The following is a 23,425-nucleotide window of genomic DNA, read 5'->3' as shown; positions in this document are numbered from 1 at the left end:
CCTAATGAAAATATAAACTCGTGGAACAAGAGGGTTAGCTTGGTCCATTTCGCCAGCTACTAAAAGTGTCGATTACCCAAGAAGCCCCCACTTCAAGCGATCCGTAAGGGTGGTAAGTGGTGGGAGTAGTTCACTCTAAATAATAACTTCTTAGAGGGATTAAGTTTTCATCTAATTCATAAACGAATGGAACTGTGTTTGGTATATTAAAATTAGCAATTTCGTCATCCGTTTTTTTATCTAAATATTGAACAAGTGCTCGAATTGTGTTGCCGTGTGCCGCAACAATGATATGTTTGTTATGATTTAACTGTGGCACAATTTCGTGATGCCAGTACTGCAAAACTCGTTTTTCCGTATCGATTAAATTTTCAGTGTAAGGAAGTAATGTTTTGTCCATATTTTGGTATTTTGGGTCTTGAACAAGAGCTTCAAATGTAGACTCATCTAATTTTGGAGGACGGACATGTGCAGATCGACGCCATTCATGTACTTGTTTCTCCCCATATTTTGTTGTGATGTCGGCTTTACTTTTCCCTTGTAAGTCACCATAATGTCGTTCATTTAACCGCCATGTTTTGTATAGGGGAATCCACATCAAATCCATCTCATGTAAAATAATCCATAATGTACGTATAGCGCGTTTTAGTACTGATGTATAACCAATATCAAAAGTTAACCCGTGCTTACTTAATATTTTCCCAGCTTCCCTTGCTTGATTATAACCTTCATCTGTTAAATCAACGTCCAACCAACCAGTAAAACGGTTTTCGAGATTAAATTTACTTTGACCATGGCGTATAAAAACTATTTTCTTCATGCGGTACCTCCATTTTCAATTCTTACTGATATTATTTGCCTTAAGTGAATCCGCTAAAACATTTTCTATAATAGAATCTCCTATACAGAAGATAAGGAACTTTTACCAAGGTTATATATGGTATTAGGAAGAAACTTATTGCAATTTCTGTTATGATTAAAGATATGTAGAATGGCTCTGTTACACATTCGGTAACTGAACTTTTATTCGGCTATAAGAGGGGGAAAAATCGTGAATTTTGATTACAATCGCAAGACAATCGACATAAACAAACTAAAGCGTTGGAAGAAGATAGGGAATAAAATTGCTATTACATTTGGGATTTTATTCTTTCTACTTGTTGTTGGTTGGCCTGCATTACAATGGGCAACAGAATATATATGGATGGACTCACTAGGCTTTGGCAATGTCTATGTAACAATATTGCAAAGTAAAATCTTATTGGGAGTAATCGGATTTATTTTATTTTCGTTTACTACATACATCATGCTTTTTTGGATTAGACATGCGTATATACGACATTTTGAACCAAAGCAATTACCACCAGTTATTTTGAATAGAAAAATAAGTAACCTTATCATGGTAGCGGTTGCGATATTTTTAGGCTTTGTAGGAAGTATGATTATCCAAGGAATTGGTTGGGAACCCGCTTTAAAGTTGCTTAACTATGCGACGTTTGGAAAAACAGACCCGTATTTTAATATGGATATATCTTTTTATATGTTTATATTGCCATTTTTGCAATTTATTTTATATGTTCTATTGGGATTAAGTATCTTTTTCTTACTATTAGAAATCGGAGCTTATTCTGTGTTTCATATGTATAAAAAGAGCCGAACAGCACAATTGCATATGGGAATTACATTAGGTGTTATTGGACTTTTGTTAGCTGGTATTCATGTTTTAGCTCCATATGGCACATTACTAACAGATCAAGTTAATATTTTTCAAAAGAGTGTTGTTCATGGTCTTAGTTTTACAGATAAATTAATTAATATTCCAAAAGCGTATTTATTAGCTGCAGTTGCACTTATAGGTGCAATATGGATGATTGTTTCTTTGTATAGTGGAAAGCTAGAAGCGATGCTTTTACCTATCATTGCTTATGTTGGCCTCGTTATTCTAGGTCAAGGAGCTTCTGTAGTCGTACAAAACTTTGTCGTATCTCCAAACGAATTTACAAGAGAGAAGCCTTTTCTCGAGCAAAACTTAAAGTTTACAAGAGCTGCGTACAATTTAGATAAAATACAGGAAAAGGAACACCCTGGTAATGAATCACTTACTGGCGAAATGGTAGAAAGAAATAATTTGACCATTGATAATGTGAGATTAAATGATTCGCGACCGTTACTAGACATTTATAATCAAATTCAGACGTTCCGAACTTATTATCGTTTTAACGATATGGACATCGATCGTTACAAAATAAATGGAAATTATGAACAAGTGTTTATCGGTGCAAGGGAATTAAGTACAGATGACCTTCCAGCACAAGCAAAAACATGGGTAAATAAAAACCTGCGCTATACACATGGATACGGCGTTGCGATGAGTCATGTTAACAAAGTAACGAGTCAAGGACAACCAGAGTACATGATGAAAAACATTCCTTCAGAAGGGGAATTTGACATTACGCGTCCACAGATTTACTTTGGGGAAGAACCATATCCAAACGTTATTGTAAATTCAAAGGTAGACGAGTTTGATTATCCAACAGGTGGAGATAATGCAACGCATCGTTTTGAAGCAAAATCAGGCATACCTTTAAAAGGATTAAATAAATTACTCTTTGCAATTGATTCCGGATCTTTTCGTATGCTTGTCTCGGATCAATTAACAACGGATAGTCAATTATTAAAGACGAGAAATATAATGGATCGCGTCAAAAAAATTGCGCCATTCTTTGAATATGATGAGGATCCGTATATTGTGATTCGTGATGACGGAACACTCGTATGGATCATGGATGCTTATGTAAAAGCTGAAAATTATCCATACGCTGAACCATATGAACGTAATGAAAGTTATATCCGAAATTCTGTGAAGGCGGTTGTAGATGCATATACGGGTGAAGTGACTTTCTATGTAGCCGATCCGGATGATCCCTTGTTGCAAACATATGCAAATATATTTCCAGAACTTTTAACGTATGAAATACCTGAAGATATAAAAGATCATTTTAGGTATCCAGAAAAGTTATTTAAAACGCAAGCAAAAATGTATGGTACATACCATATGTCCAATTTAGAAGTGTTTTATAATCGTGAAGATTATTGGCAATTCCCGACTGAAAAATATTTTGATAAAGATATTGAAATGGAACCATATTATATTACGATGAAACTACCGGAATATGATGAAGAGGAATTTGTTTTAATGCTCCCATATACACCAAAGAAGAGACAAAATATGATATCGTGGATTGGTGTAAGAAATGATGGCGAGCATTATGGGGAAATGTTTGTATATCGCTTCCCTAAGCAAAAGAACATTTATGGTCCACAGCAAATTGAAAACCGAATCAACCAAGATAGTGTTATCTCCCAACAATTGAATTTGTGGGCACAAGGTGGTTCGGAAGTGATAAGAGGAAATTTATTGGCAATTCCAATTGAAGATACGGTATTATATGTTGAACCTGTGTATATCGAATCATCAAATGAAACATCATTACCAGAAGTAAAACAGGTCATTATGGCATATGGGGACCATATTGTCATGGAAGAAACATTTGAAAAATCACTAGATAAAATTTTAGAGGTCATTAACCCAGGTAAAAAGACAGAAGACAAGACAGAAAGTGATAAGCCAGATACGGAGGAAAAAGAAGATACTGGTAAAGATAAACCTTCCCAGCCACTATTAGATGCAGATGAATTATTGCAAGAAATTGGTGATAAATTTACTGCATATCGTGAGGCGTTAGCAAACGGAAACTGGGAAAAGGCTGGTAAAATTATGGAAGATATAGAAGCGATTTTAGAAGACACAAAAAAATAATGCATATAAGGGGCTGAACCCTCGTTTTATTACTATAATTAGTAAAATTAATACTAAATATAGTGGTTGGAGGGTCAGCCCTTTTTCTTAGCTTTTTCCTGCAGGTTTAATTTTAAAAGGCTAATTTAAAATAAATATTAATATGCAAACTTTATGAAATATATTGGATTGTGATATGAGTCTTATTTTGAGAAGTATGGTATGTTCATTGTTTTTTCACATATTATCAATTAAGGATGAAAGTTGATATTCACTTCATGTGATTTAAGACATAAAGATGATATAATGAAATGGTGGAAAGAGGGGTATGTAAACGTGACTAGAATGTTATATATTATCATTGTCGTTTCATTCTTAGATACATTTATCCAGTTGCCAATTATAACCCCATACGCAATGGAATTAGGAGCATCTCACGCTTTAACAGGTGCAATTGTTGCGATATATTCATTAACAAATATGATTGGAAACATAATTGGCGGACATTGGATTGACAGATTTGGAAGAAAACGGATGTTGTTAGTTGGTATGCTTTCAGTTGCAATAATTTTGCTGTTTTATCCAATTGCTCAGACTGGAAATCAATTATTAATTATTCGTTTCCTTCATGGGTTGGCAGGCGGCGTATTGATCCCAGCAGCTTTTGCTTATACAGGAGATAAATCGAAAAAAGGTACAAGAGGGAAAGCGATGGCATTCACTGGTGCTTCGATTGGGATTGCGGCAATTGCAGGTCCAGCGATTGGTGGTGCAATGGCAGCGCGTTCAAAAATTGAGTATGTATTTATTTTTGTATCTATTTTATTTCTTATTTCTACCATTTTACTTATAAAGTTTGTGAAGGAATCGTTTTATACAACAGAAAGAGGAAAATTTACACCGCAAGAATTTATTCCTTTATTAAAAAATCCAGCTATCGTTCAGGCATCTCTTGCCGCATTTGCCTTAATGGTAAGTAATGGTACTTTGGCATTTGCGCTACCATTAAAAATTAGCGAAATTGGTCTTACAACAGAATCAACTGGAATGTTATTAAGTACATTTGGAATTATGGCTTTAATTGTATTTTTGACTCCAATAAATAAGATTTATGATAAATATTCACCTATCACACTTGTTGTAACTGGTTTAACCTTAATTGGGCTCGCTATATTTTCATTAACGTTCATTCATACATTATGGATTGGATTTGTTTTAATGGTTATATATGGCTTGGGATTTGCATTTGTTTTTCCATCAATGAACCGGATGGTTGCGGATGTTTCTTCTCAAGAAGATAGAGGTAAAGCATATGGCGTGTTTTATGCATTCTTTTCGTTAGGTGTTGTGGCTGGTTCATCCATTTCAGGGGTTGTTTCACAAACGATTGGTTCACCATTTATCGTAAGTGCAATCATTATGATTAGTTGCGGAGTTGGATTAGTAGCAATATCGAGGAAGTTTCGTGTAGAAACCGAGTAGTTTTTATGTATGAAGAGAGGCCGGAACATTGGGGAAAACCTTTATGTCCCGGCCTCTTTTTATTTTTTAGCTTTTCTCCAAAGGATAAAAAGTGACTAGGCCGAAAAAAATCAGATCTTTTCGACCTAGCCCCAAACATTTATAGCATATCATGTTTTAGCACCATGCGGCGCCAACAATGATGAGTAAAATAAACAATACAACGATTAACGCAAAGCCACGACCAGCTCCATAACCAGCACCGGCTACTTGACCGCCGCCATATCCGTAACTAGGGCAACCGCAACCAAATCCAAATCCCATGAAATCCCTCCTTATTATGTCGCTTTAATGGGGAGAAAAATACACTACGTTCTATTGTCATGTTTGCATGACCATGTTTCGTAGGTTTCACCCACCAGTGAATGAAAAATCAGCGTTTGATATTAACAAAAATATGCTGCACCTACAATGATAAGCAGGATAAAGAGCACTACGATTAACGCAAATCCGCCACCTGAACCATATCCTCCTTGACCTGTTTCATAACCTGAACCATATCCGCAATAATTACCAAACATTTATAAAACCTCCCAATTCAAAATTCAAGAATGTTTGTTTTAATAGCCGTAGCCTACGTAAGCTGATCCTACAATAATTAGTAGGATAAAGAGCACTACAATAAGAGCAAATCCGAAACCGCCACCATATCCTGCTCCTTCACTCATCTAAACAACACCTCCATGCTCCTTTGTTATTACTATATGTGTAAAAGTCTTTATTGCTATGGTTATTTGTCACGGATTTTACGATTTATTAGGAAATCCCCCCTGATTGAATATTTCGATACAACGAAAAGGCTGTTCTTACTTGTCGAGTTAATGGGGTAAATTCCACGAATTACTTGGTGATATTATCCCTTACACCCCATTGTCAGCCATCATAAGATAAACTAGGGATATTTTGATTGGAGGGAAAAAGATGGGAGTCCAACAATATCAGCAAATGTGTATGAGATATAAGGGAAGGGCAGTTGAAATTAGAACAAAGGATGGAAAGGCTCACCGTGGAATTATTCAACATGTTGATCATCGAAGAGTATATATTCAGCCAATGGATAGGCGACGTGGTTTAGGTGGATTTGGTTATGGATTTTGGGGGCCCGGCTGGGGGGTAGCAGGTTTTGGAATAGGAATTGCCTTGGGATCCATTGCTACTTTAGCATTAATACCTTGGGGATTCTGGTAATTTTATTAGATAATAAACAGACGTTTTATGATATTCGTCTGTTTTTACATAACCATCAACGCTTGATTTGCAAAAATACGTCTAAATTGTGTAAATAGGGCAGGTACCTTTTCCATTTTATTATGATATGCATACATTACTATAAGGTAAATGATAAGGAGGTGTTTCTATGTTTCCTATGGGCCCACCTCGTCAACCGCGTCAAGTTCGGCGCGAGCACATGCCAAGCAGACAATCGCTATTTAGGCAAAGACAAATACCAAAGCAAAAAACACAAGGAATAGGAAATGTTGTTTCCATGTTTCAAGCGCCTGATGGGAATATTGATATGGAAAAAGTATCGACTACTATTTCGCATGTAAGTAAATTATACGGTCAAGTGAGTCCGATGATTAGTCCGCTCTTGTCGAGATTCATAAAAAAGTAGGGATATAAAAAGGCGGCGTATATATTGAAAAATAAATATCTTAACAGTCTTGCATATTTGGGAGTTGGTGGCGCACATCCTGGTGGATTTCAACTTACCAAGTATATTTTATCTAAGGAAGAAATTACAAATGAAAAAAAGATTTTAGATGTAGGTTGTGGTACAGGGAAAACAGCTGCATATATTGCAAAAAACTTTCGGTGTAATGTAACAGCGTTAGATGTGCATCCGGAAATGCTTAAGAAGGCACGGAGGCGTTTTACAAATCAAAGTTTACCGATAAACGTTGTAGAAGGCAGTGTAGAAAATGTACCGTTTGAGCAGGAAATGTTCGACATCGTATTAGTGGAATCTGTTATCGTATTTACAGATGTAACGAAGACATTGGCTGAATTAAAACGTATATTAAATCATGATGGTGTTCTTTATGCAATTGAAATGGTACTGGAAAGTAATTCAGAACAATTAAGTCTAAACGCTATAAAAGATTTTTATGGTGTTCCAGAAATTTTTACTGAGCAGGAGTGGGAACAAGCATTTCGAAATGCGGGTTTTACATCTATAAAAATAGAAAAATATGAAATAGATGAAGCTGATTTTAATTTAGAACAAGCACCGGAATTTGAACTATCAAATAATGAAAATATGGATGAATATTATGCGATGCTATTTGATCATCAAGTACTGTCTGAAACATTTAAACACAAACTAGGCTTTCGTATTTTTAAGTGTACTTTATAATGTAAAGAATGGCATGTCACATGATAAGTAAAGGGGCTGGGACAAAACAAAGTGTTAAACCCCTCAACTACTACACTTCGTTTAAACGCTGAACTTTTACTTGTTATAGTAGTTAAACGAGGGATTCAGATGCTTACGTCCCAACCTCTTCATTCCATGTATTACTTATTGTAATGCATGTCCAACACCATGCGGCCTTGAATTTTACCTTCTTCCATCTCTTGGAATATTTGATTAATATCCTCTAGAGGTCGAGTATGGACAACTGGTACAACTTTTCCTTCTGCTCCAAATTGAAAAGCTTCTTCTAAGTCTTTCCTTGTTCCAACGAGTGAACCTACCACTTCTATGCCATCAAGTACTGTTTTGACTATTTCAAGATCCATAGTTTCTGGAGGTAGCCCCACTGCTACTACTTTTGATGCTGCTCGAACGCAGTTTACTGCTTCATTAAAGGCTGTTTTTGATACAGCAGTTACAACTGCAGCATGTGCTCCACCAACCTGTTCTTGTATCCATTTGCCAGAATCACCAACTGTAACAGGATTACATAATAAATCAGCTCCAACCTCTTTTGCTAGTGCTAATTTATCGTCATTAATATCAATTGCAATTACTTTTGCATTAAATACATTTTTGGCGTATTGAATTGCTAAGTTACCTAGTCCGCCACAACCATAAATAGCAATCCATTGACCTGGTTTTATATTTGACACTTTAATAGCTTTGTAACATGTTACACCAGCACATGTAATACTACTTGCTTCCGCTGGATCCAATCCCTCGGGGACTTTCACAGCATAGTCTGCAGCAACAATACATTGCTCTGCCATCGCACCATGAACAGAAAAACCAGCGTTTTTTACTTCACGGCAAAATGTCTCACGACCAGTTACACAATATTCACATGTACCACAACCTTCATAGAACCAAGCTATACTGACACGGTCTCCGACTTTTAAACTTGTTACATCATCGGCAATTTCTCGAACAATACCTATCCCTTCGTGACCAGGTATTCTGCCAGGTACTGCACCGAAGTCTCCTTTTATAACATGTAAATCTGTATGGCATACTCCGCAATATTCTACATCGACAAGTGCTTGTCCATTTTGTAACTTTGGAAGAGTAACATCTTTAATTTCGACTTTTCCTACATGTGTTTCACTGACAACGGCTGCTTTCATCGTTCATTCCTCCTAAAAGAAAGTAATAGATTCATAGTATGTGAAATGTTTCACAATTAAATTATAAACCGGATTTTTAAAAAAAGCTAGCGATATCATAATCATTCGCTAGCTTTTACTTTTACTTTTCGTTGATATTTAAAAAAGTCCCAGATGATTTTGGTTTAGGCACAGTAATAGTGAGTAGTCCTTCATGAAAAGAGGCTTGAGTAGTTTTTTTGGGGATAATAAAAGGTAATGTTACGACTCGTTCAAGTCTTTCTGCTGCATGCTTGTGAAGGGAGTGGTTATTATGAATATCTTGTTGGAGTTCTTGTGTGTTGTTTTTTGCTCGGATAAAAACCTTACTCTCCACGATTTCAATTTCAATTTGCTTAAGACTAAATCCTGGTAATTCTGCTTCAATAATAAAATCAGTTTTCTCTTCCCGAACATGTACCCAAAATGATTTTGTGTTCATGATGTTATGAAAAGGTTTAAATGAATCCTGAAAAAAAGAGTCCATACGCTTCATCATATCATGTAAGGGAGACATATCGACTTGAAAGCCTCTTGGATTTTGATTCCGCTTATCGTCCATGATACTCCTCCTCGCATAATGTATTCATAATGGGGGCATTACTTGAATGATTTTCTATTATATAAAATATGCAGCGTACTTGAAGAGGTAGTGGGCTGTAGTAAAAATGTCTAAAGTTTTTATATATTTATTGTAGGTCAAGAATTTACCTCCCTCCTCATTGGCATATGAAGAGGGGAGGGAAATGAACAATATCATTCATTTTGAAACCGATAAATAAATTGCATCCGTTCATTAAATAAAGCGGGATAGGATAAGAAACCAAGCATGACACTCGTAATGACAGCAGTAGTTAATAGCAAAAAAAGGACGAGTAGTTGAAAAAGTACAGCTTGAATTGGATCGGCACCTGCAATGATTTGTCCACTCATCATACCGGGTAATTGAACGAGGCCAATTGTTTTTTGACTCTCAATTGTAGGTATAGTGCTCGCTTTAATCGATTGGATAAGCTGTCGATGAATAGCCTGTTTTGGTGTACCGCCAAGGGATAATATTAATTCGGATTCTTCTTGATGTGCCTCAATTTCTGCTGTAAAACGATTTAAAAATAAAATAGATAATACCATGGAGTTTCCAATGACCATACCACTTAATGGAATCACATATTGTGCGGTTGCTGGTGTGATGTTTAAGCCGATTAAGATACTCTGTGTTAATATTTCTACAAAGACAAATGTAGCAACAAGTTTCCATGTAATTCCTTTTATAAATGCTCCTTTTTTACGGGCATTTTGTGTTGCAGCAGCAATCATTAGCGTAATCATTAAGAAAATATATAAAAAGTTTTCTGTTGAAAATACAAAGTGTAATATGTATCCTACAGCTAATAATTGGATGATTGAACGAATTGTTGCGATGAATGTGTCTTTTTCTAATCCTAATTTTAGGGACTTCGATAATGTAATTGGGACAAGTACAAATATTAATGCAATAGATAAAGTAATATAATTCATGATTCATCCCCCCGAATAAATTGTTTCACTAGTTCAGATTTTGGATGATCAAGCAATGTGCTATCCCCTTGTTCGACGAGTTCGCCATTCATCATGACCCATGTATAATCTCCAATCGTACGCGCCTGATCTAAGTTATGTGTAATCCAAACAATTGTTGTATACAATTCTTTATTTATTTTTTGAATTAAATTTTCAATATCACGTTTTGACACACGATCTAAAGAAGAAGTAATTTCATCGAGCAATAATGTTTTGGGTTTGTTTACGAGTGTACGTGCGATAGAAAGCTTTTGGCGTTGTCCTCCGGATAAATCCTTTACCTGCCGTGATAAATAGCTCCCATCAAGGCCAACTAATTCAAGTAAGTGTTCTGCTTTTTCTTTAGGTAAACTTTTATTTTGAAGAACCATTGGAAGAGCTATATTCATTTCAACAGTTCCATTAATCATTGTAGCTTGTTGTAAAGCAAGTGCAATATTATGACGTAGTTGGACAGGCTGGTAATCGTTTATATGCTTACCGTCAACATATATATCTCCAGAGATTGGAGAGATAAGTCCATTCATTAGTTTGAAAAGGGTAGTTTTCCCTGCGCCAGAAGGGCCAACTAATGTTGTAATTTTTCCCGAGGGGATTTCACCATTAATATTTTTTAAAATATGTAGATCATTTCGCTTATAGTTTACGTTACTAAAAAAAATTGCAGGTTGCTTTTCCAATCCGAACACCCCTATACTTAAAATTTTAAAACTGCAAAATGTTTAATAGTTGCAAAGGGAAAAGATAAAAGAAAAATGTAAGATGTTTATGGCGCATGAACGTATAATGAAAGTTTTTACTCTTTTATTATCCATGTAATGATTCGTATCGTAAACGAATATGCATAGTTAGGAGGAGTTGTCCAATACAATTTAGTCAACTCCTCAAAATGGGGTGGATATGGTGCAACATGAAATAAAAAAAGGGTTGCTCGTTATATTAGGTGGTAGTTTACAAGGTCTAGGCATGGGGTTGTTTTTATTTCCGCAATCTATTCCTTCCGGTGGTGCTGGAGGAATTACGATTATCATTCATTATTTATTGAATATTCCAGTCGGTATTGCTTTATGGATTGTAAATTTTTCGCTTATTTTTTTGGGGATTACATATTTAGGGAAGCGGTTTGCTTTATGGACATTTATAGGAATAACAATAACTTCAATGACAGTTCACTTTATAGAAAATCTGATTTTATTACCAAATCGGAATTTAATAATCGACATTGTTTTTGGTTCCATTTTTTTAGGTACAGGAATTGGAATACTCATGCGTCAGGGTGTATCTAATGGCGGAATCGGTGTTATTGCAATTTTATTTGCATATCGAAAGGATATTTTACCGGGAAAACCGCTATTCTACATGAATTGTTTCATTTTTTTCGTAACGGCTGTCATTGTTAATTGGAAAATTATCTTTTTTGCCCTTATCAGCCAATGGATCTCGGCATATATGATTGATTACGTGTATACAATGCGAATATATAATAGTTATACGTTTGGCTGGCGGAAAAAGCCTTAAATATATTTATAGCGAAACCGTGTATTTTTATTTTCTTTGCCATCTAAGCCTTTCACTTTAATTAATAACAAAATTAATATGAACACAAGTATAGTCAATGCGCCAATCGATAGAAACATACCTGCTCGAGACCAATCCATTAGCCTTGCAAAAATTGGCGGACCTATTGCAACCCCGATAAAACGTACAGAACCATATAAAGATGTAACAAAACCACGACGTTCTTTTCCAACAGATCCAGTAATCATGCTATTAATACAAGGCAAGGAGAGGCCTGCGCCGACACTACTTAATGCGAGGACAGCTAAAAAAGGAACTAATTTTTCAACTAAAACGAGCGTACAATACGATATGGTCATAAGCGAAAAACCAATTAGCATGATTTTTTTCATACGGACAAGATTTTTGCCAATTTTTCCACCGGTAATGTATGCTGTTGTGACCATAAAGAGTAAAGGTATAGCCAAAACTAAACCCTTTATAAATCCTTCTAAATTGTGTTTTTCCTCAAGAATATCAGATAGGTAAAATAAGATACCAAATAGTGTAAACAAACACGTTCCTCCGGCAAGGTACATGACAAACAACCATCTGCCTTCCAGCTTAAAAACACTTAATAAGCCAAGTGCGTATTTGCGGAATGGTGGAGGTGCTTTGCGGTAACCTTTTTCTCTTATGAAAAACCAAACGAGAAATACGGTTAAAATACTAAGTATTGGAAAAGCAAATAAAACGGCGTACCAAACAATTAAACCAAATAGTGCCCCAAGTATAGGTGAGAGAACTTTTCCTAAACCATTGGACGCCTCCACAATCCCCAATACTCTACTTTGTTCACCGCCTTTAAATAAGTCTCCTGTTAATGCCATTGCAATTGGCGCTGTTCCGGCGGCACCGATTCCCTGTATAGTCCTTCCTATCATAATCCATATATATGGATTCGAAAAAAACGCAGCAGCGATGCCAGAAAAAATCCCACCTAAACTAAATAAAACGAGAGAAGGAATGATAATGATTTTTCTGGAAAATCGATCAGACAAGTAACCTAGGATCGGAATAAAAATTGCAGCAGCAATGGAATAGACTGTAATCGTTAAACTTACTTGCATTTGCGATATTTTCAGTGAAGATTTCATGGCTGGAAGGACTGGAATGAGCATGGAATTTCCCAATGTTGTAATTAAAGGGATTGCTCCAATTGCCATGATGGCCATTGTATTTTTCTTTGCTGCCATTTTTTGAACACTCCTACTTTGACTTTCGTTATTTGATATTAATTGGTGGCGCTGTATACCAGCCCTTTTCTTTTGCAATTTGAATCAGTTTAAATTCAAATTCACTTAATTGCGTCTGGAAATCTTGAAATAACGTACGGATGTCCTGAAATATAGAAATTCCGACCAAATAACTACAGGCTAGTTTACTATTTAATAGTTCTTTGAGAACAAGTTGGACAATTTCAGAGTCATTAAACCTTGCTCCGGCTGGAATATCTTGTACTTCAACATTTGGGCGATCAGGTGGAGAAGGTGGAAGTCGAATACCAGTTTCCTTTAATATCGCCTCGACTTGTTCTTGTTCTTCTTTAAAAAGATTTTCCAACATGTCATTTAAGATTTCATTTAATTGTTGGTCATCTGTGTGATTGATAAACACTTGCAATGTCACCATGTAACATTGGGTGTTATATAAGTACGACCAAAGATGGAATACTTCTCCTGAATGAAAAGGCTCCATTTGTTTTCCATTAAAAACGGCCATAAAAAAACCTCCTAAAAAGATTGTTCATGTTATGTTTTCCTATTTGTTAATAAAATATGTTCTCTATATGTGTTTGGACAGGAACTAACATTTTTTATTTCACATAGGCTAACATGGAGTCATTTCAACGTATAAAGGATGGGGAGGAATATGAGAACGTGGAAGTTCTTACTTTTAAGCATAATAAGTTTTTGTTTGATATTGGTTGGCTGTCAAAACTCGCAGGATTCTGATAAGGCCCGTGCAAAAGATGAAGAAAAGATTGTACGAATAGGCTTTCAGAAAAATTGCCCTTTTGTTATTTTAAAAGGATTAGGAACACTTGAAGAACGTCTTGCATCATTAGGATATAAAGTGGAATGGAAGGAGTTTCAAGCAGGGCCCGCATTAGTTGAGGCCTTAAATGCTGGTAGTATAGATGTTGGCAGAACAGGAAATTCCCCTGTTATTTTTGCACAAGCAGCTGGTACAACATTTGTAACATTGGCGGCGGGGTTACCTAAATTTCATGGTAGTGGTATTTTAGTACCGAAGGATTCGGATATTCAATCGCTACATGATTTGGAAGGAAAAAAGATAGGATTTGCGAAAGGATCAAGCTCACATTATTTACTTGTAAAGGCTTTGGAAAAAGCAGGTGTAGCGTATACAGACATTATACCAGCCTATCTCCAACCAGGTGATGCGCGCGTTGCTTTTGAACAAGGAAATATTGACGCGATGGTCGTTTGGGATCCTTTTACAGCTTCTACACAATTGGATTCAGATGGCATTTTATTAGTAAGTGGGGAGGGTCTATCAACAGATCGGGATTTTTTTATTGCAACTGAATCATTTGCAAATAAACACGCTGACATTGCTTCGATCATTATAGAAGAGGTTGAGAAATCATCCGAATGGGCAAATGAACATCATCATGAACTGGTAGAAATGTTAGTGCCAATTTTAAATTTAGATGAAGCAGCCATTAGTATGGCGGTGGAAAGAAGAATTTACGGTGTTGAAGAAATCAATGATGAGATTATTGCTGAACAACAAGACATTGCTAAGATGTTTTATGAATTGGAGATTATTCCGCATGAAATTGATGTGAAAGAAGTCATGAAATAAGTATCAATTGATAGTAGTAGGGAGAGGGGGCTAATGATGCGACAACTGTTGAAATCTTCGTGGTTTAAAGTAATGCCGTGGATTGTGCCACTAATCATCCTTACGCTGTGGCAAATCTTTTCATGGAGTGGCTTTTTACCTGAAAGAATTTTACCTGCACCTATTGATGTTGTGAAGTCAGCGATTGCGCTATTAGCAACAGGTGAGTTGTATACACATATATCAACGAGTCTTTGGCGAGCCCTAACTGGCTTTTTAATTGGTGGAACCATTGGCTTTTTTCTTGGACTTTTCAATGGAGTTTCAAGATATTCGGAAATATTGTTTGATACTTCCATCCAAATGTTACGAAACATCCCACATTTGGCGCTAATTCCACTCGTTATTTTATGGTTTGGAATTGATGAAACGTCTAAAATATTTTTAGTCGCACTTGGAGTAATGTTTCCTGTTTATATTAATACGTATCATGGTATCAAATCTGTAGATAAATCGCTCATAGAAATGGGAAGGGCTTACGGTTTAAAAGGGAGAACATTATTTTTTACAGTCGTATTACCTGGTGCGATGTCATCTATTCTTGTTGGTATTCGTTTTTCCCTTGGTGTGATGTGGTTAACTCTGATTGTGGCAGAAACGATATCAACTCATGCTGGAATTGGATATATGGCAATGAATGCACGGGAGTTTATGCAAATGGATGTCATTGTGTTAAGTATTGTTTTATATGCATTACTCGGTAAACTTTCTGATGTGATAGCTAAATATTTCGAAGGGAAATTATTGCGTTGGAATCGTTAGGGGGTTAAAAAATGAACCAGCTTCAAAGCATTCAGAATAACCATGTTGTGTTAGAAAACATTGAAAAGCAGTTCTCGAAACGCGAAGTTTTAAAAGGGATTAATTTAAAAGTAAAACAAGGAGAATTTGTTTCTATTGTAGGAAAAAGTGGTTGCGGAAAAAGTACATTACTTCGTCTTATTGCGGGATTAGATAAATTAACAAAAGGGAATATTTTTATTACAGAACAGCAGCTAATAGGTTTGAATAAGGAAGCAAGAATAATGTTTCAAGATGGTCGCTTATTACCTTGGAAACGTGTGATTGACAATGTATGCGTTGGATTAGAAAAAGCCGATAGAAAAAAAGGATTGAGGGCATTACAACAAGTTGGATTGTCGGATCGGGAAAGTGATTGGCCTAACAACTTATCAGGTGGACAAAAACAGCGTGTTGCATTAGCACGTGCATTAGTACACAACCCCAAATTATTATTACTTGATGAGCCATTAGGTGCTTTAGATGCCTTAACAAGAATTGAAATGCAACAATTGATTGAAGGACTATGGAGAGAAAAACGGTTTACGGCTCTTTTAGTCACCCATGATGTGGAAGAGGCAGTGGCCATGAGTGATCGCGTGTTGCTACTTGAAAATGGTATTGTGACATTAAATACACAAATAGACCTACCAAGGCCACGCCAACGGTCAAATCACACTTTCTCCATGTATGTGGAAACCATTGTGAATCAGCTACTTGGTACAAATCCGTATAAGGGAAAACCAAATGATATTGTTCAGTCCATTGGCATCTAATTGTATATCGTAATGTAATTGACTGTAAGACCGCCATTTCAAGGATTCAAGGGGATTTATGAATGAAACGTGGGGGAGTAACAGAAACCCGTTCGGTCCTAAAAGACGTAGGTCACAAAGGCGTTGCAACAGCACGTTGCGATTTTAGCCTTTGTTCCCCTGCAAATCAGTAGGGGGGGCGAAAATCCCACTGATAAAAACTTGACTTTATCTACTTTTAATACCGTAAATGATACAGCCTACTCCTATAACAATCCAAATGAATTTACCGAAAGATACCTTACCAGCAATACCGTAAAGTCCAATTGCGGTCGTAAATATTAAAATCAATGGACCGACTATGGCCAGGGAACTATTAATGATTAATGCCTTTTCAACTTCATTAAATCTGATCATGAGGTAAGCGGCAAATATTTCGATTGTTCCGGATAATAACCGTAATAGGGCCATCCCAATAATCGCTCTCTCTAAAATAGCAAACATGTCTATCCCCCTGTTAAATATTCTTTTATTAGTATATGCATGTCCCCTTATCATAAAGAACGCATATTTAATGTGAATAAGAGGGATGTCCAAAGTTTATAACGAAATATAAAAATGTTCCTACTTTAAATATTGACGGAAAATAAAAGAAGGACCTATCCCGTGTAAAGTGGAGTGGTCCTATTTTTATACACAATAAATTATTTAGCTTTGGTTTGGATGATTTCTTTAATATGTTCAACAATTTCAGGGTTTTCTAAGCCTGTAATATCACCTTTTATGTTGCCACGCAAGACAACTTCTTTTAATAAACGGCGCATGATTTTACCACTTACTGTTTTTGGGAGAGCTTCAACAAATACAATTTCCTTTGGTTGTGCAATCTTGCCGATTTGATGGATAATACTATTTGAAATCATTGCTTTTAATTGTTCTTGATCTTTGTTAGGATTTGTTATGCGAACAAAAATTAAAGGTACCTCTCCTTTAATTTTATCTGGAATACCGATTACTGCTACTTCAGCAACACCGTTTACTTCAAGAACTGCACTTTCCATTTCCATTGTGCTGATGCGATGACCTGCAACATTAAAAGCATCATCAGAGCGGCCAACAACCCAAAAATGTCCATCGTCATCAATTAATGCTAAATCACTTGCATAATAAGCACCATCAACTTGGCTGTAATATGAACTATAAAATCTTTCGGGTTCTTTCCACAATGTACGGCAAAGCATAGGGAAAGGTGTTTTAATAATTAAATTACCTAATGTGCCGGGTGGTACTTCATTTCCGTCATGGTCCACAACGGCGAGATCTACACCTAAAAATTCTATGCCAGCGGAACCGGGTTTCATTGGTGTAAGCCAGGCAGCATGAGCCAGTGGAGTTCCAGCAGTTTCCGTTTGTCCCCACGTATTATTAATATATATCTTTTTCTTACCAAGCACGTCATAAGTCCAATGCCAAGTTTCTGGATCAAAAGGTTCGCCAACAAGTGAAATAACATCGAGACATGTTAAATCATGTTTCTCTAATGAATCTTCCCCTAGGCTCTTTAGCATGCGCAAAGCGGTAGGAGCTGTAAATAATTTATTCACACGATACTTTTCAATAATTTGATAAAATCGATCTTGGTTTGGATAATCAGGTGCCCCTTCATAAAATATTGTTGTTACACCATTTGCAAGTGCTCCAGCAATACCCCAAATGTGCATCGTTAACCAACCGATATCGGCTGAACACCAAAAAACATCATCATCATGATGATCCATATGATATTTAGCATAAATATAGTTTTGAATAACAAATGCCATTCCCGAATGGACAACACCTTTTGGCTTTCCTGTTGTGCCACTTGTATAAAAGACAATCCCTGGTTCATTTGCTTCGATTCTTTCTGGCTTACAATGAATACTAGCATTTTTAGTTAATTCATCCCAGTAATAATCTCTATTATCTTGCATGGTAATCTTTTCCTGGAGGCGATTGACAACAATTACTGCCTGAACAGATAAAACACTATCAATCACCCGATCTACCTTTTCCTTTAAAAAGATAGGACGTCCTCGGCGTTCAGTTGCATCTGCTGTAATAACAATTTTTGGTTTAAATTGAATGAGTCGATCTTTTAATGAGTTCTCTGAGAAACCCGAAAAAATAGCGTTGTATACGGCACCAATCCGAAAACAAGCTAAGACGGCAATCACTGCTTCCGCTAAGTTCGGTAAATAAATTGCTACTCCGTCACCCTTTTTTACACCAAAAGATTTTAATACGTTAGCAAAACGATTCACTTCAGCAAGAAGCATATTGTATGTATAAAAGGATGAATCGCCATTTTCACCTTCCCAAATAAGCGCTGTTCGATTACCTGCACCATTTTCTACATGTCGATCAAGTAAATTTACACAAGGATTACTGATACCATCTACAAAAAAACGAAAGTCTGGTAGGGAACCACGAATTGTTTCAGTCCAAGGCTCAAACCATATTAGTTCGTTCGCAATATCACTCCAAAAGGATGCGGGATCTTGTCTAGATTGTGTGAGTAAAGCTGTGAAAGCTTTTTGGCTCCCAATAGCTGTTTTACGCACTTTTTCTTCATTTGGATAGATGAGTTTACTATTATTTATAACTTGTGAAATACCTGTAGTATCCATCCATGTCCTCCTTTGGCCATATATTTTAGTGCAAGATGATAGTACTTGGCATTATAATAACAAATATTCAGAAGATAGTAAATAGACAGGCGGGAAGTAGCAAAAAAAGTCAAACATAGCGTGATGAATTTATATATAATGAGGTGGAGGTGATAATTGTGGAGAAAATTATTAAAAGTTTATTGGGAGAAATTCAAAAAAATCCTTATGAGAGAATAAACTTACAACATTTTTCGCATAAAATCGGTTATTCTCCATATCATTTTCATCGATTGTTTAAAAAGGAGACGAATAGTACGTTTCAGAAGTTTGTCGAAAAGAATCGTTTGTTTTTTTCGATTAGAGATTTGCTGTATTCAAATAAAAGGATTATTGATATTGCTTTTCAATATGGATTTACATCGCATGAAGCTTATACAAGAGCAATTATGAAGAACTTTCAGCATTTACCTACACAAATTAGAAGTTATCAAGAATTCCTTCCCTATTTTAATAAAAACTTAACGTCTGAAACGAATGAGTTGGATGAAGCCATACTTAGAGTATATGCAGCCTTTTACATTTAGATCTTTTGCTCATAAACAACTAGGCTATCATTTGTTTTACGATATATGGATGGACGCATTAAAATATATGGATCTTATACATAACTCTATTTTAATGGCAGTTATAGATGAAGCATCTACGTATATGGTGGGAATAAAGTTACAGCCACAATGTAACGGGGAGTTCTATTCTGGAAACATGTATTATTCCGTTTATCATTATGGTCAGATTGAATCAATTAAAGACACATACATAAAGATGTATCAACATTGGATACCTCAAAATGGACTGAAAGTGAAACAAGGCGCGGTTTTAGAAATATACGAGAAGCATAGACCGGTTAAAATTAGTATTCCGATTGAGAGGAGTAGTAATGTCGTATGTTAACATGTGTGCATTATAAAGGAGATGCCTACGAGTATGGGCGTTATATTGGGAGCAAGCATGCGCATTTGAAGAAGATGATGACATTATTTAAAAGAAACTATACATTCTCGCAAAATATCATCGAGATTAAATCGGTTTTGCAAAAATATTGTCCACAGCTATTGGAAGAAATAGTTGGAATACAAGAAGGTTTAGAAATAAGTGAAGTAGATGTGTTTCAGCTTTTTGCAGGATATGATATGCCCAAACTACAGACATTTGGCTGTACGAGTGTTGCAACAAAAGATTTTTATGTACGGAACTATGATTTCAGTCCAGAAATATATGATGGGTCATTTTTAGTCTATGAAAACCTTGAAGGTGATCAGGTGTGTGGAAATTCTCAAATGCTTGTGGGACGATTAGATGGCATGAATCATCACGGTCTAGTCGTTGGCTTACATTATGTACATCAAGAGCCTTATAGAAAGGGATTTTTATGTAGTACGATTGTACGAATCGTACTAGAAATATGCTGTAACGTAGAAGAAGCAATTGATCTATTAAAGGAGTTGCCACATGCAAGCAGCTATAACTATTCATTAATGGATAAAGAAGGAAATATTGCAGTTTTTGAATCTAGTACAGACCATTATCAAGTTGATAGAGGAGCGGATAAGGTAGTCTGTGTCAACATGTTTCAGACGAAAGCGATGAAGCAATATAATCCACATCATGTTGTGAGATCAACAAATAGACTGAATGAGCTGGGCAAAATATTCATAGAGGATTGGTCTGTAGAAGATGCACACGAATGGTTCAACTCGCGCCAATCTCCTGTATTTTTCACAGATTACAAAGACTATTTTGGAACATTGTATACAGTATCTTATGTGCCACAAACGAAACAAATTCAACTAACCCCTTTTGATGGGGAAATGAAACAAATATACCTTTAATGGAGATTCCTTTTGAACAATATACAATATCATAAAAGGCAGGGACAAAAGGGTCTGACCCCTATCCCTGCCTTTCTTAAATTCTATTCTTTTTCCTTTTCAGCTGCTAATTGATTATCTGTTTCTTTTAGTTCATAACTGAGAGAATCGCGATCAATATTTTGTAATTGACTTTTCCCGGAAATGTTTTCCAAAAGTTCTTTTACATCAATTCCAGCAGATGCTTTTAATGATTCTTGTAAAGTTGACATTAAATTTGTCGCATAACCGGAAACTTTGTTCGCACCGCCATTTTCTCCACTACTACCTGTATCCACAACCGTAATTTGGTCGATATTAGCCAATGGACTTGCGACCTGTTTTGCGTATTCTGGTAGCATTTTCATCATCATATCAAGAACTGCAGCTTGCCCGTATTGTTCAAATGCTTCAGCAATCTTTCGTTTTGCTTCTGCTTCGGCCAATCCTTTAAGGCGAATAATATCAGCCTCAGATTCCCCTTCAGCGCGTCTAGCTTCTGCTTTTGCCAGACCATCGAGACGAATCTTTTCTGCATCTGCTTTTGCATGTGCTTCAATTCGATATTTATTTGCATCAGCTTCTGCTAATTGTTTTGCTTTGTCCGCAATAGCTGCTTGTTCAACTGCATAACGATCAGCATCAGCTTTTTTCTTCACTTCTGAATCATATTGTCTTTCACGACGCTGAATTTCCTTTTCTTCGAGTTCGATTTGCTTTTGACGTTCGATAATTCTAATTTGCATTTGCTGTTCGGTTACTTCTTGGTTAGCTCGAGCAGTTTCTAAGTCATATGCTTGGTCAGCACGGGCTTTCGCAATATCTTGCTCACGGCGATATTCCGCAGTTTTTAACTGGTTCTCCTTTTCAGCTTCTGCAATTTCAGTAGCGCGTTCAAGTTCAGCTTTTTTCGCTTCTTTTGCGGCTTCAGCTTGTTTAATACGTGTTTCCTTTTCTGCATCAGCTGTAGCAATATCAGCATCGCGTTTTACTTGGGCGATACGAGGTTTACCTAAAGAATCTAAGTAACCGTTTTTATCCTGTACGTCTTTAATAGTAAAAGAAACGATAACGAGTCCCATTTTTGCTAAGTCTTGTGTCGCAACTCGCTGTACTTCTTGAGAAAACTTGTCACGGTTTTTATAAATTTCTTCGACTGTCATTGAACCGAGAATGGAACGAAGGTGTCCTTCTAGCACTTCTTTCGCTTCAGTTTCACGATCTTCTTTAGATTTCCCAAGAAATTGTTCGGCAGCAGTTGCAATTTCTTCGATTGAACCACCAATCTTTATAATTGCGGTACCGTCAGCCATCACTGGAACCCCTTGTTCAGTATAAACTTCGGGTGTTGTCACATCTAGTTTACTAGATAGTAAACTAATCGGTTGGGCTCTTTGAAATACTGGTAAGACAAAAGTACCTCCACCTCGAATAATTTTAATCTTATTTCCAGATTCATCTCGGTGAACGTTTTTACCCCCAAGATAACTACCGGTTACGATAAGCGCTTCATCTGGACCAGCAGTTTTATATTTAGATATGAATACACTAATGAGTGCAATCAATAAAATAATAACTAGTCCTATGACGATACCTATCCCATCGAATAATAAATCTAACATTTTTATTCCTCCCTCTATATATTTTATGTATTAAACTATATATCTATTAACTAGAAATATAGATTTAATCAATGGATACATTCTTTAAGCTATCTTGATACGGAACAACAAATAATACGCCATTTTTTACTTCTAAAACTAAAACTTGCTCATCTTGTTGAATTGGAATGTTATCATAGCTTGCGGCTGGTTTTGAAATCATTCCACTTTTACTTTCAATGAAAATCTCTCCATAACCATCTTGTGGAACAGATAGGATTATTTTTCCTACTCTACCGACAAGAGAATCTTCAGTATAACTTAGCGACTGTTCTGCATTTGCCATGGGTACTAAAATAAATACATTTAAGATGGCATCAAGTATAAAGGCAATTGCAAGAGCAATCACTGCAATGAGTCCACTATGTATGGATGTTGTTTTTTCGAATATGAATCCTGTTGCCGAGAAAAAAATAATGAATGCAAGAACTAAAACCGGATTTAGAAACACGGATACTTCACCAACTGCTTCCAACAGGTCACCAAATAACATGTAAAAGACAATAATCATACCAGCTATTATGAACGTATAAAAATAAATTTGTTCAATTGGATAACCAAATAATGTCATCATTTTTCACAACCTTTCTGTATGAAATTATGATTCTTTATTTTATATACGAAATCACCTAATCAAAAGTTTCAAAATCATTTCGCGATTATGGTGGTGAATATAAAAATAAAGTAGTACAATGGTAATGGGTAAATAGACCTACTCGCGTTCGTTTCTTATGGCTTGTAAAATATTCGTGAATTTCCATTAGAATATTCATTTAATTATATCATTAAATGAACGATAAGATTA

General features: G+C 36.0%; 26 protein-coding genes. 12 read left to right on the top strand and 14 right to left on the bottom strand.

Annotated elements, in window-relative coordinates:
- Positions 1-130 precede the first annotated feature (130 nt).
- Positions 131-820 (bottom strand): 2,3-diphosphoglycerate-dependent phosphoglycerate mutase, encoded by a 690-nt coding sequence (gene gpmA / locus ACFFIS_RS12475; RefSeq protein ID WP_320378760.1) that lies wholly within the window; start codon positions 818-820, stop codon positions 131-133.
- A gap of 231 nt (positions 821-1,051) precedes the next feature.
- Here gpmA and ACFFIS_RS12470 point away from each other — a divergent pair, with 231 nt between their 5' ends.
- Together ACFFIS_RS12470 and ACFFIS_RS12465 are read left to right on the top strand one after the other, a co-directional pair.
- Positions 1,052-3,820 carry a UPF0182 family membrane protein gene (locus ACFFIS_RS12470; RefSeq protein ID WP_390187843.1) on the top strand — a complete coding sequence of 923 codons (2,769 nt, stop codon included), beginning with the start codon at positions 1,052-1,054 and terminating at the stop codon, positions 3,818-3,820.
- Positions 3,821-4,144: 324 nt separating this feature from the next.
- Positions 4,145-5,281, top strand: coding sequence for an MFS transporter (locus ACFFIS_RS12465; protein WP_320379774.1), 1,137 nt, complete (start codon positions 4,145-4,147; stop codon positions 5,279-5,281).
- A 156-nt stretch (positions 5,282-5,437) separates the two neighbouring features.
- On the opposite strand, the gene ACFFIS_RS12460 is transcribed toward ACFFIS_RS12465, so the two are convergent.
- From ACFFIS_RS12460 to ACFFIS_RS12450, 3 genes are all read right to left on the bottom strand, one after another.
- A complete protein-coding gene (locus tag ACFFIS_RS12460; protein ID WP_320378761.1) occupies positions 5,438-5,584 on the bottom strand; it encodes a YjcZ family sporulation protein in 147 nt (48 codons plus the stop codon).
- A 122-nt stretch (positions 5,585-5,706) separates the two neighbouring features.
- Positions 5,707-5,841, bottom strand: a complete 135-nt coding sequence (locus ACFFIS_RS12455) for a YjcZ family sporulation protein (protein WP_320378762.1) — start codon at positions 5,839-5,841, stop codon at positions 5,707-5,709.
- Positions 5,842-5,880: 39 nt separating this feature from the next.
- Positions 5,881-5,988 carry a YjcZ family sporulation protein gene (locus tag ACFFIS_RS12450; RefSeq protein ID WP_320378763.1) on the bottom strand — a complete coding sequence of 36 codons (108 nt, stop codon included), beginning with the start codon at positions 5,986-5,988 and terminating at the stop codon, positions 5,881-5,883.
- Positions 5,989-6,241: 253 nt separating this feature from the next.
- Between ACFFIS_RS12450 and ACFFIS_RS12445 the strand changes: the two genes are divergently transcribed.
- The 3 genes from ACFFIS_RS12445 (at position 6,242) to ACFFIS_RS12435 (ending at position 7,676) form a co-directional block, all read left to right on the top strand.
- Positions 6,242-6,508, top strand: a complete 267-nt coding sequence (locus ACFFIS_RS12445) for a hypothetical protein (protein WP_390187838.1) — start codon at positions 6,242-6,244, stop codon at positions 6,506-6,508.
- A gap of 169 nt (positions 6,509-6,677) precedes the next feature.
- Positions 6,678-6,935 (top strand): YppG family protein, encoded by a 258-nt coding sequence (locus tag ACFFIS_RS12440; protein ID WP_320378764.1) that lies wholly within the window; start codon positions 6,678-6,680, stop codon positions 6,933-6,935.
- 24 nt (positions 6,936-6,959) lie between these two features.
- On the top strand, positions 6,960-7,676 hold the full coding sequence (locus tag ACFFIS_RS12435; protein ID WP_320378765.1) for a class I SAM-dependent methyltransferase: 717 nt from the start codon (positions 6,960-6,962) through the stop codon (positions 7,674-7,676).
- A 161-nt stretch (positions 7,677-7,837) separates the two neighbouring features.
- On the opposite strand, the gene adhP is transcribed toward ACFFIS_RS12435, so the two are convergent.
- The 4 genes from adhP to ACFFIS_RS12415 form a co-directional block, all read right to left on the bottom strand.
- Positions 7,838-8,863, bottom strand: coding sequence for an alcohol dehydrogenase AdhP (adhP, locus tag ACFFIS_RS12430; protein ID WP_390187835.1), 1,026 nt, complete (start codon positions 8,861-8,863; stop codon positions 7,838-7,840).
- A 121-nt stretch (positions 8,864-8,984) separates the two neighbouring features.
- Entirely contained in the window at positions 8,985-9,443 is a 459-nt protein-coding gene (locus tag ACFFIS_RS12425; protein WP_390187833.1) for an Hsp20/alpha crystallin family protein, read from the bottom strand.
- Between the two features lie 194 nt (positions 9,444-9,637).
- Positions 9,638-10,399: an ABC transporter permease gene (locus ACFFIS_RS12420; RefSeq protein ID WP_320378767.1), complete on the bottom strand. Its 762-nt coding sequence runs from the start codon at positions 10,397-10,399 to the stop codon at positions 9,638-9,640.
- Complete coding sequence (locus tag ACFFIS_RS12415) at positions 10,396-11,121, bottom strand: ABC transporter ATP-binding protein (RefSeq protein WP_320378768.1); 726 nt, start codon at positions 11,119-11,121, stop codon at positions 10,396-10,398. The genes ACFFIS_RS12420 and ACFFIS_RS12415 overlap by 4 nt, the downstream gene beginning before the upstream one ends.
- Before the next feature lie 223 nt (positions 11,122-11,344).
- Here ACFFIS_RS12415 and ACFFIS_RS12410 point away from each other — a divergent pair, with 223 nt between their 5' ends.
- Positions 11,345-11,959 (top strand): YitT family protein, encoded by a 615-nt coding sequence (locus tag ACFFIS_RS12410; RefSeq protein ID WP_390187830.1) that lies wholly within the window; start codon positions 11,345-11,347, stop codon positions 11,957-11,959.
- Here the strand turns inward: ACFFIS_RS12410 and ACFFIS_RS12405 are convergent.
- Positions 11,956-13,194, bottom strand: a complete 1,239-nt coding sequence (locus ACFFIS_RS12405) for an MFS transporter (protein WP_390187829.1) — start codon at positions 13,192-13,194, stop codon at positions 11,956-11,958. The two genes, ACFFIS_RS12410 and ACFFIS_RS12405, sit on opposite strands and share 4 nt — an antisense overlap.
- A gap of 28 nt (positions 13,195-13,222) precedes the next feature.
- Complete coding sequence (locus ACFFIS_RS12400; RefSeq protein WP_390187826.1) at positions 13,223-13,720, bottom strand: DUF3231 family protein; 498 nt, start codon at positions 13,718-13,720, stop codon at positions 13,223-13,225.
- 150 nt (positions 13,721-13,870) lie between these two features.
- Between ACFFIS_RS12400 and ACFFIS_RS12395 the strand changes: the two genes are divergently transcribed.
- The 3 genes from ACFFIS_RS12395 to ACFFIS_RS12385 are packed head-to-tail and all read left to right on the top strand — an operon-like array spanning position 13,871 to position 16,425.
- Positions 13,871-14,830 carry a sulfonate ABC transporter substrate-binding protein gene (locus tag ACFFIS_RS12395; protein ID WP_390187824.1) on the top strand — a complete coding sequence of 320 codons (960 nt, stop codon included), beginning with the start codon at positions 13,871-13,873 and terminating at the stop codon, positions 14,828-14,830.
- 36 nt (positions 14,831-14,866) lie between these two features.
- A complete protein-coding gene (gene ssuC, locus ACFFIS_RS12390) occupies positions 14,867-15,631 on the top strand; it encodes an aliphatic sulfonate ABC transporter permease SsuC (protein WP_320378772.1) in 765 nt (254 codons plus the stop codon).
- 11 nt (positions 15,632-15,642) lie between these two features.
- On the top strand, positions 15,643-16,425 hold the full coding sequence (locus tag ACFFIS_RS12385) for an ATP-binding cassette domain-containing protein (protein ID WP_390187822.1): 783 nt from the start codon (positions 15,643-15,645) through the stop codon (positions 16,423-16,425).
- A 207-nt stretch (positions 16,426-16,632) separates the two neighbouring features.
- Here ACFFIS_RS12385 and ACFFIS_RS12380 read toward each other — a convergent pair whose 3' ends face one another.
- Together ACFFIS_RS12380 and ACFFIS_RS12375 are read right to left on the bottom strand one after the other, a co-directional pair.
- Entirely contained in the window at positions 16,633-16,908 is a 276-nt protein-coding gene (locus ACFFIS_RS12380) for a YqhV family protein (protein ID WP_320378773.1), read from the bottom strand.
- Between the two features lie 200 nt (positions 16,909-17,108).
- Entirely contained in the window at positions 17,109-19,070 is a 1,962-nt protein-coding gene (locus ACFFIS_RS12375; RefSeq protein WP_390187821.1) for an acetate--CoA ligase, read from the bottom strand.
- A 158-nt stretch (positions 19,071-19,228) separates the two neighbouring features.
- Here ACFFIS_RS12375 and ACFFIS_RS12370 point away from each other — a divergent pair, with 158 nt between their 5' ends.
- Genes ACFFIS_RS12370 through ACFFIS_RS12360 form a run of 3 tightly spaced genes read left to right on the top strand, consistent with a single transcriptional unit; the run spans position 19,229 to position 20,941 of the window.
- On the top strand, positions 19,229-19,636 hold the full coding sequence (locus ACFFIS_RS12370; protein ID WP_390187820.1) for a helix-turn-helix domain-containing protein: 408 nt from the start codon (positions 19,229-19,231) through the stop codon (positions 19,634-19,636).
- On the top strand, positions 19,596-20,003 hold the full coding sequence (locus ACFFIS_RS12365) for a GyrI-like domain-containing protein (protein WP_390187817.1): 408 nt from the start codon (positions 19,596-19,598) through the stop codon (positions 20,001-20,003). The genes ACFFIS_RS12370 and ACFFIS_RS12365 overlap by 41 nt, the downstream gene beginning before the upstream one ends.
- On the top strand, positions 19,997-20,941 hold the full coding sequence (locus ACFFIS_RS12360) for a C45 family autoproteolytic acyltransferase/hydrolase (protein WP_320378778.1): 945 nt from the start codon (positions 19,997-19,999) through the stop codon (positions 20,939-20,941). The genes ACFFIS_RS12365 and ACFFIS_RS12360 overlap by 7 nt, the downstream gene beginning before the upstream one ends.
- Before the next feature lie 83 nt (positions 20,942-21,024).
- On the opposite strand, the gene floT is transcribed toward ACFFIS_RS12360, so the two are convergent.
- Together floT and ACFFIS_RS12350 are read right to left on the bottom strand one after the other, a co-directional pair.
- Positions 21,025-22,581, bottom strand: coding sequence for a flotillin lipid rafts scaffold protein FloT (gene floT / locus ACFFIS_RS12355; RefSeq protein ID WP_390187816.1), 1,557 nt, complete (start codon positions 22,579-22,581; stop codon positions 21,025-21,027).
- Between the two features lie 64 nt (positions 22,582-22,645).
- Entirely contained in the window at positions 22,646-23,194 is a 549-nt protein-coding gene (locus ACFFIS_RS12350) for an NfeD family membrane protein (protein ID WP_320378779.1), read from the bottom strand.
- Positions 23,195-23,425 lie beyond the last annotated feature (231 nt).

It is taken from the genome of Paracerasibacillus soli (assembly GCF_042432965.1).
Classification (GTDB): Bacteria; Bacillota; Bacilli; order Bacillales; family Amphibacillaceae; genus Paracerasibacillus; species Paracerasibacillus soli.
Note: the sequence above shows the minus strand (reverse complement) of the source record. Positions and strands in the feature narration are given on the sequence as shown.

Excerpts from the sequence above, each read along its gene's own strand:
- ACFFIS_RS12455 (WP_320378762.1), bottom strand. The coding sequence starts at position 5,841 with ATGTTTGGTAATTATTGCGGATATGGTTCAGGTTATGAAACAGGTCAA.
- ACFFIS_RS12420 (WP_320378767.1), bottom strand. The coding sequence starts at position 10,399 with ATGAATTATATTACTTTATCTATTGCATTAATATTTGTACTTGTCCCA.
- gpmA (WP_320378760.1), bottom strand. The coding sequence starts at position 820 with ATGAAGAAAATAGTTTTTATACGCCATGGTCAAAGTAAATTTAATCTC.
- ACFFIS_RS12350 (WP_320378779.1), bottom strand. The coding sequence starts at position 23,194 with ATGATGACATTATTTGGTTATCCAATTGAACAAATTTATTTTTATACG.
- ACFFIS_RS12400 (WP_390187826.1), bottom strand. The coding sequence starts at position 13,720 with ATGGCCGTTTTTAATGGAAAACAAATGGAGCCTTTTCATTCAGGAGAA.
- ACFFIS_RS12375 (WP_390187821.1), bottom strand. The coding sequence starts at position 19,070 with ATGGATACTACAGGTATTTCACAAGTTATAAATAATAGTAAACTCATC.
- ACFFIS_RS12365 (WP_390187817.1), top strand. The coding sequence starts at position 19,596 with ATGAAGCCATACTTAGAGTATATGCAGCCTTTTACATTTAGATCTTTT.
- ACFFIS_RS12395 (WP_390187824.1), top strand. The coding sequence starts at position 13,871 with ATGAGAACGTGGAAGTTCTTACTTTTAAGCATAATAAGTTTTTGTTTG.
- ACFFIS_RS12450 (WP_320378763.1), bottom strand. The coding sequence starts at position 5,988 with ATGAGTGAAGGAGCAGGATATGGTGGCGGTTTCGGATTTGCTCTTATT.
- ACFFIS_RS12460 (WP_320378761.1), bottom strand. The coding sequence starts at position 5,584 with ATGGGATTTGGATTTGGTTGCGGTTGCCCTAGTTACGGATATGGCGGC.
- adhP (WP_390187835.1), bottom strand. The coding sequence starts at position 8,863 with ATGAAAGCAGCCGTTGTCAGTGAAACACATGTAGGAAAAGTCGAAATT.
- ACFFIS_RS12465 (WP_320379774.1), top strand. The coding sequence starts at position 4,145 with ATGTTATATATTATCATTGTCGTTTCATTCTTAGATACATTTATCCAG.
- ACFFIS_RS12360 (WP_320378778.1), top strand. The coding sequence starts at position 19,997 with ATGTTAACATGTGTGCATTATAAAGGAGATGCCTACGAGTATGGGCGT.
- ssuC (WP_320378772.1), top strand. The coding sequence starts at position 14,867 with ATGCGACAACTGTTGAAATCTTCGTGGTTTAAAGTAATGCCGTGGATT.
- ACFFIS_RS12385 (WP_390187822.1), top strand. The coding sequence starts at position 15,643 with ATGAACCAGCTTCAAAGCATTCAGAATAACCATGTTGTGTTAGAAAAC.
- ACFFIS_RS12440 (WP_320378764.1), top strand. The coding sequence starts at position 6,678 with ATGTTTCCTATGGGCCCACCTCGTCAACCGCGTCAAGTTCGGCGCGAG.
- ACFFIS_RS12380 (WP_320378773.1), bottom strand. The coding sequence starts at position 16,908 with ATGTTTGCTATTTTAGAGAGAGCGATTATTGGGATGGCCCTATTACGG.
- ACFFIS_RS12405 (WP_390187829.1), bottom strand. The coding sequence starts at position 13,194 with ATGGCAGCAAAGAAAAATACAATGGCCATCATGGCAATTGGAGCAATC.
- ACFFIS_RS12425 (WP_390187833.1), bottom strand. The coding sequence starts at position 9,443 with ATGGACGATAAGCGGAATCAAAATCCAAGAGGCTTTCAAGTCGATATG.
- ACFFIS_RS12445 (WP_390187838.1), top strand. The coding sequence starts at position 6,242 with ATGGGAGTCCAACAATATCAGCAAATGTGTATGAGATATAAGGGAAGG.
- floT (WP_390187816.1), bottom strand. The coding sequence starts at position 22,581 with ATGTTAGATTTATTATTCGATGGGATAGGTATCGTCATAGGACTAGTT.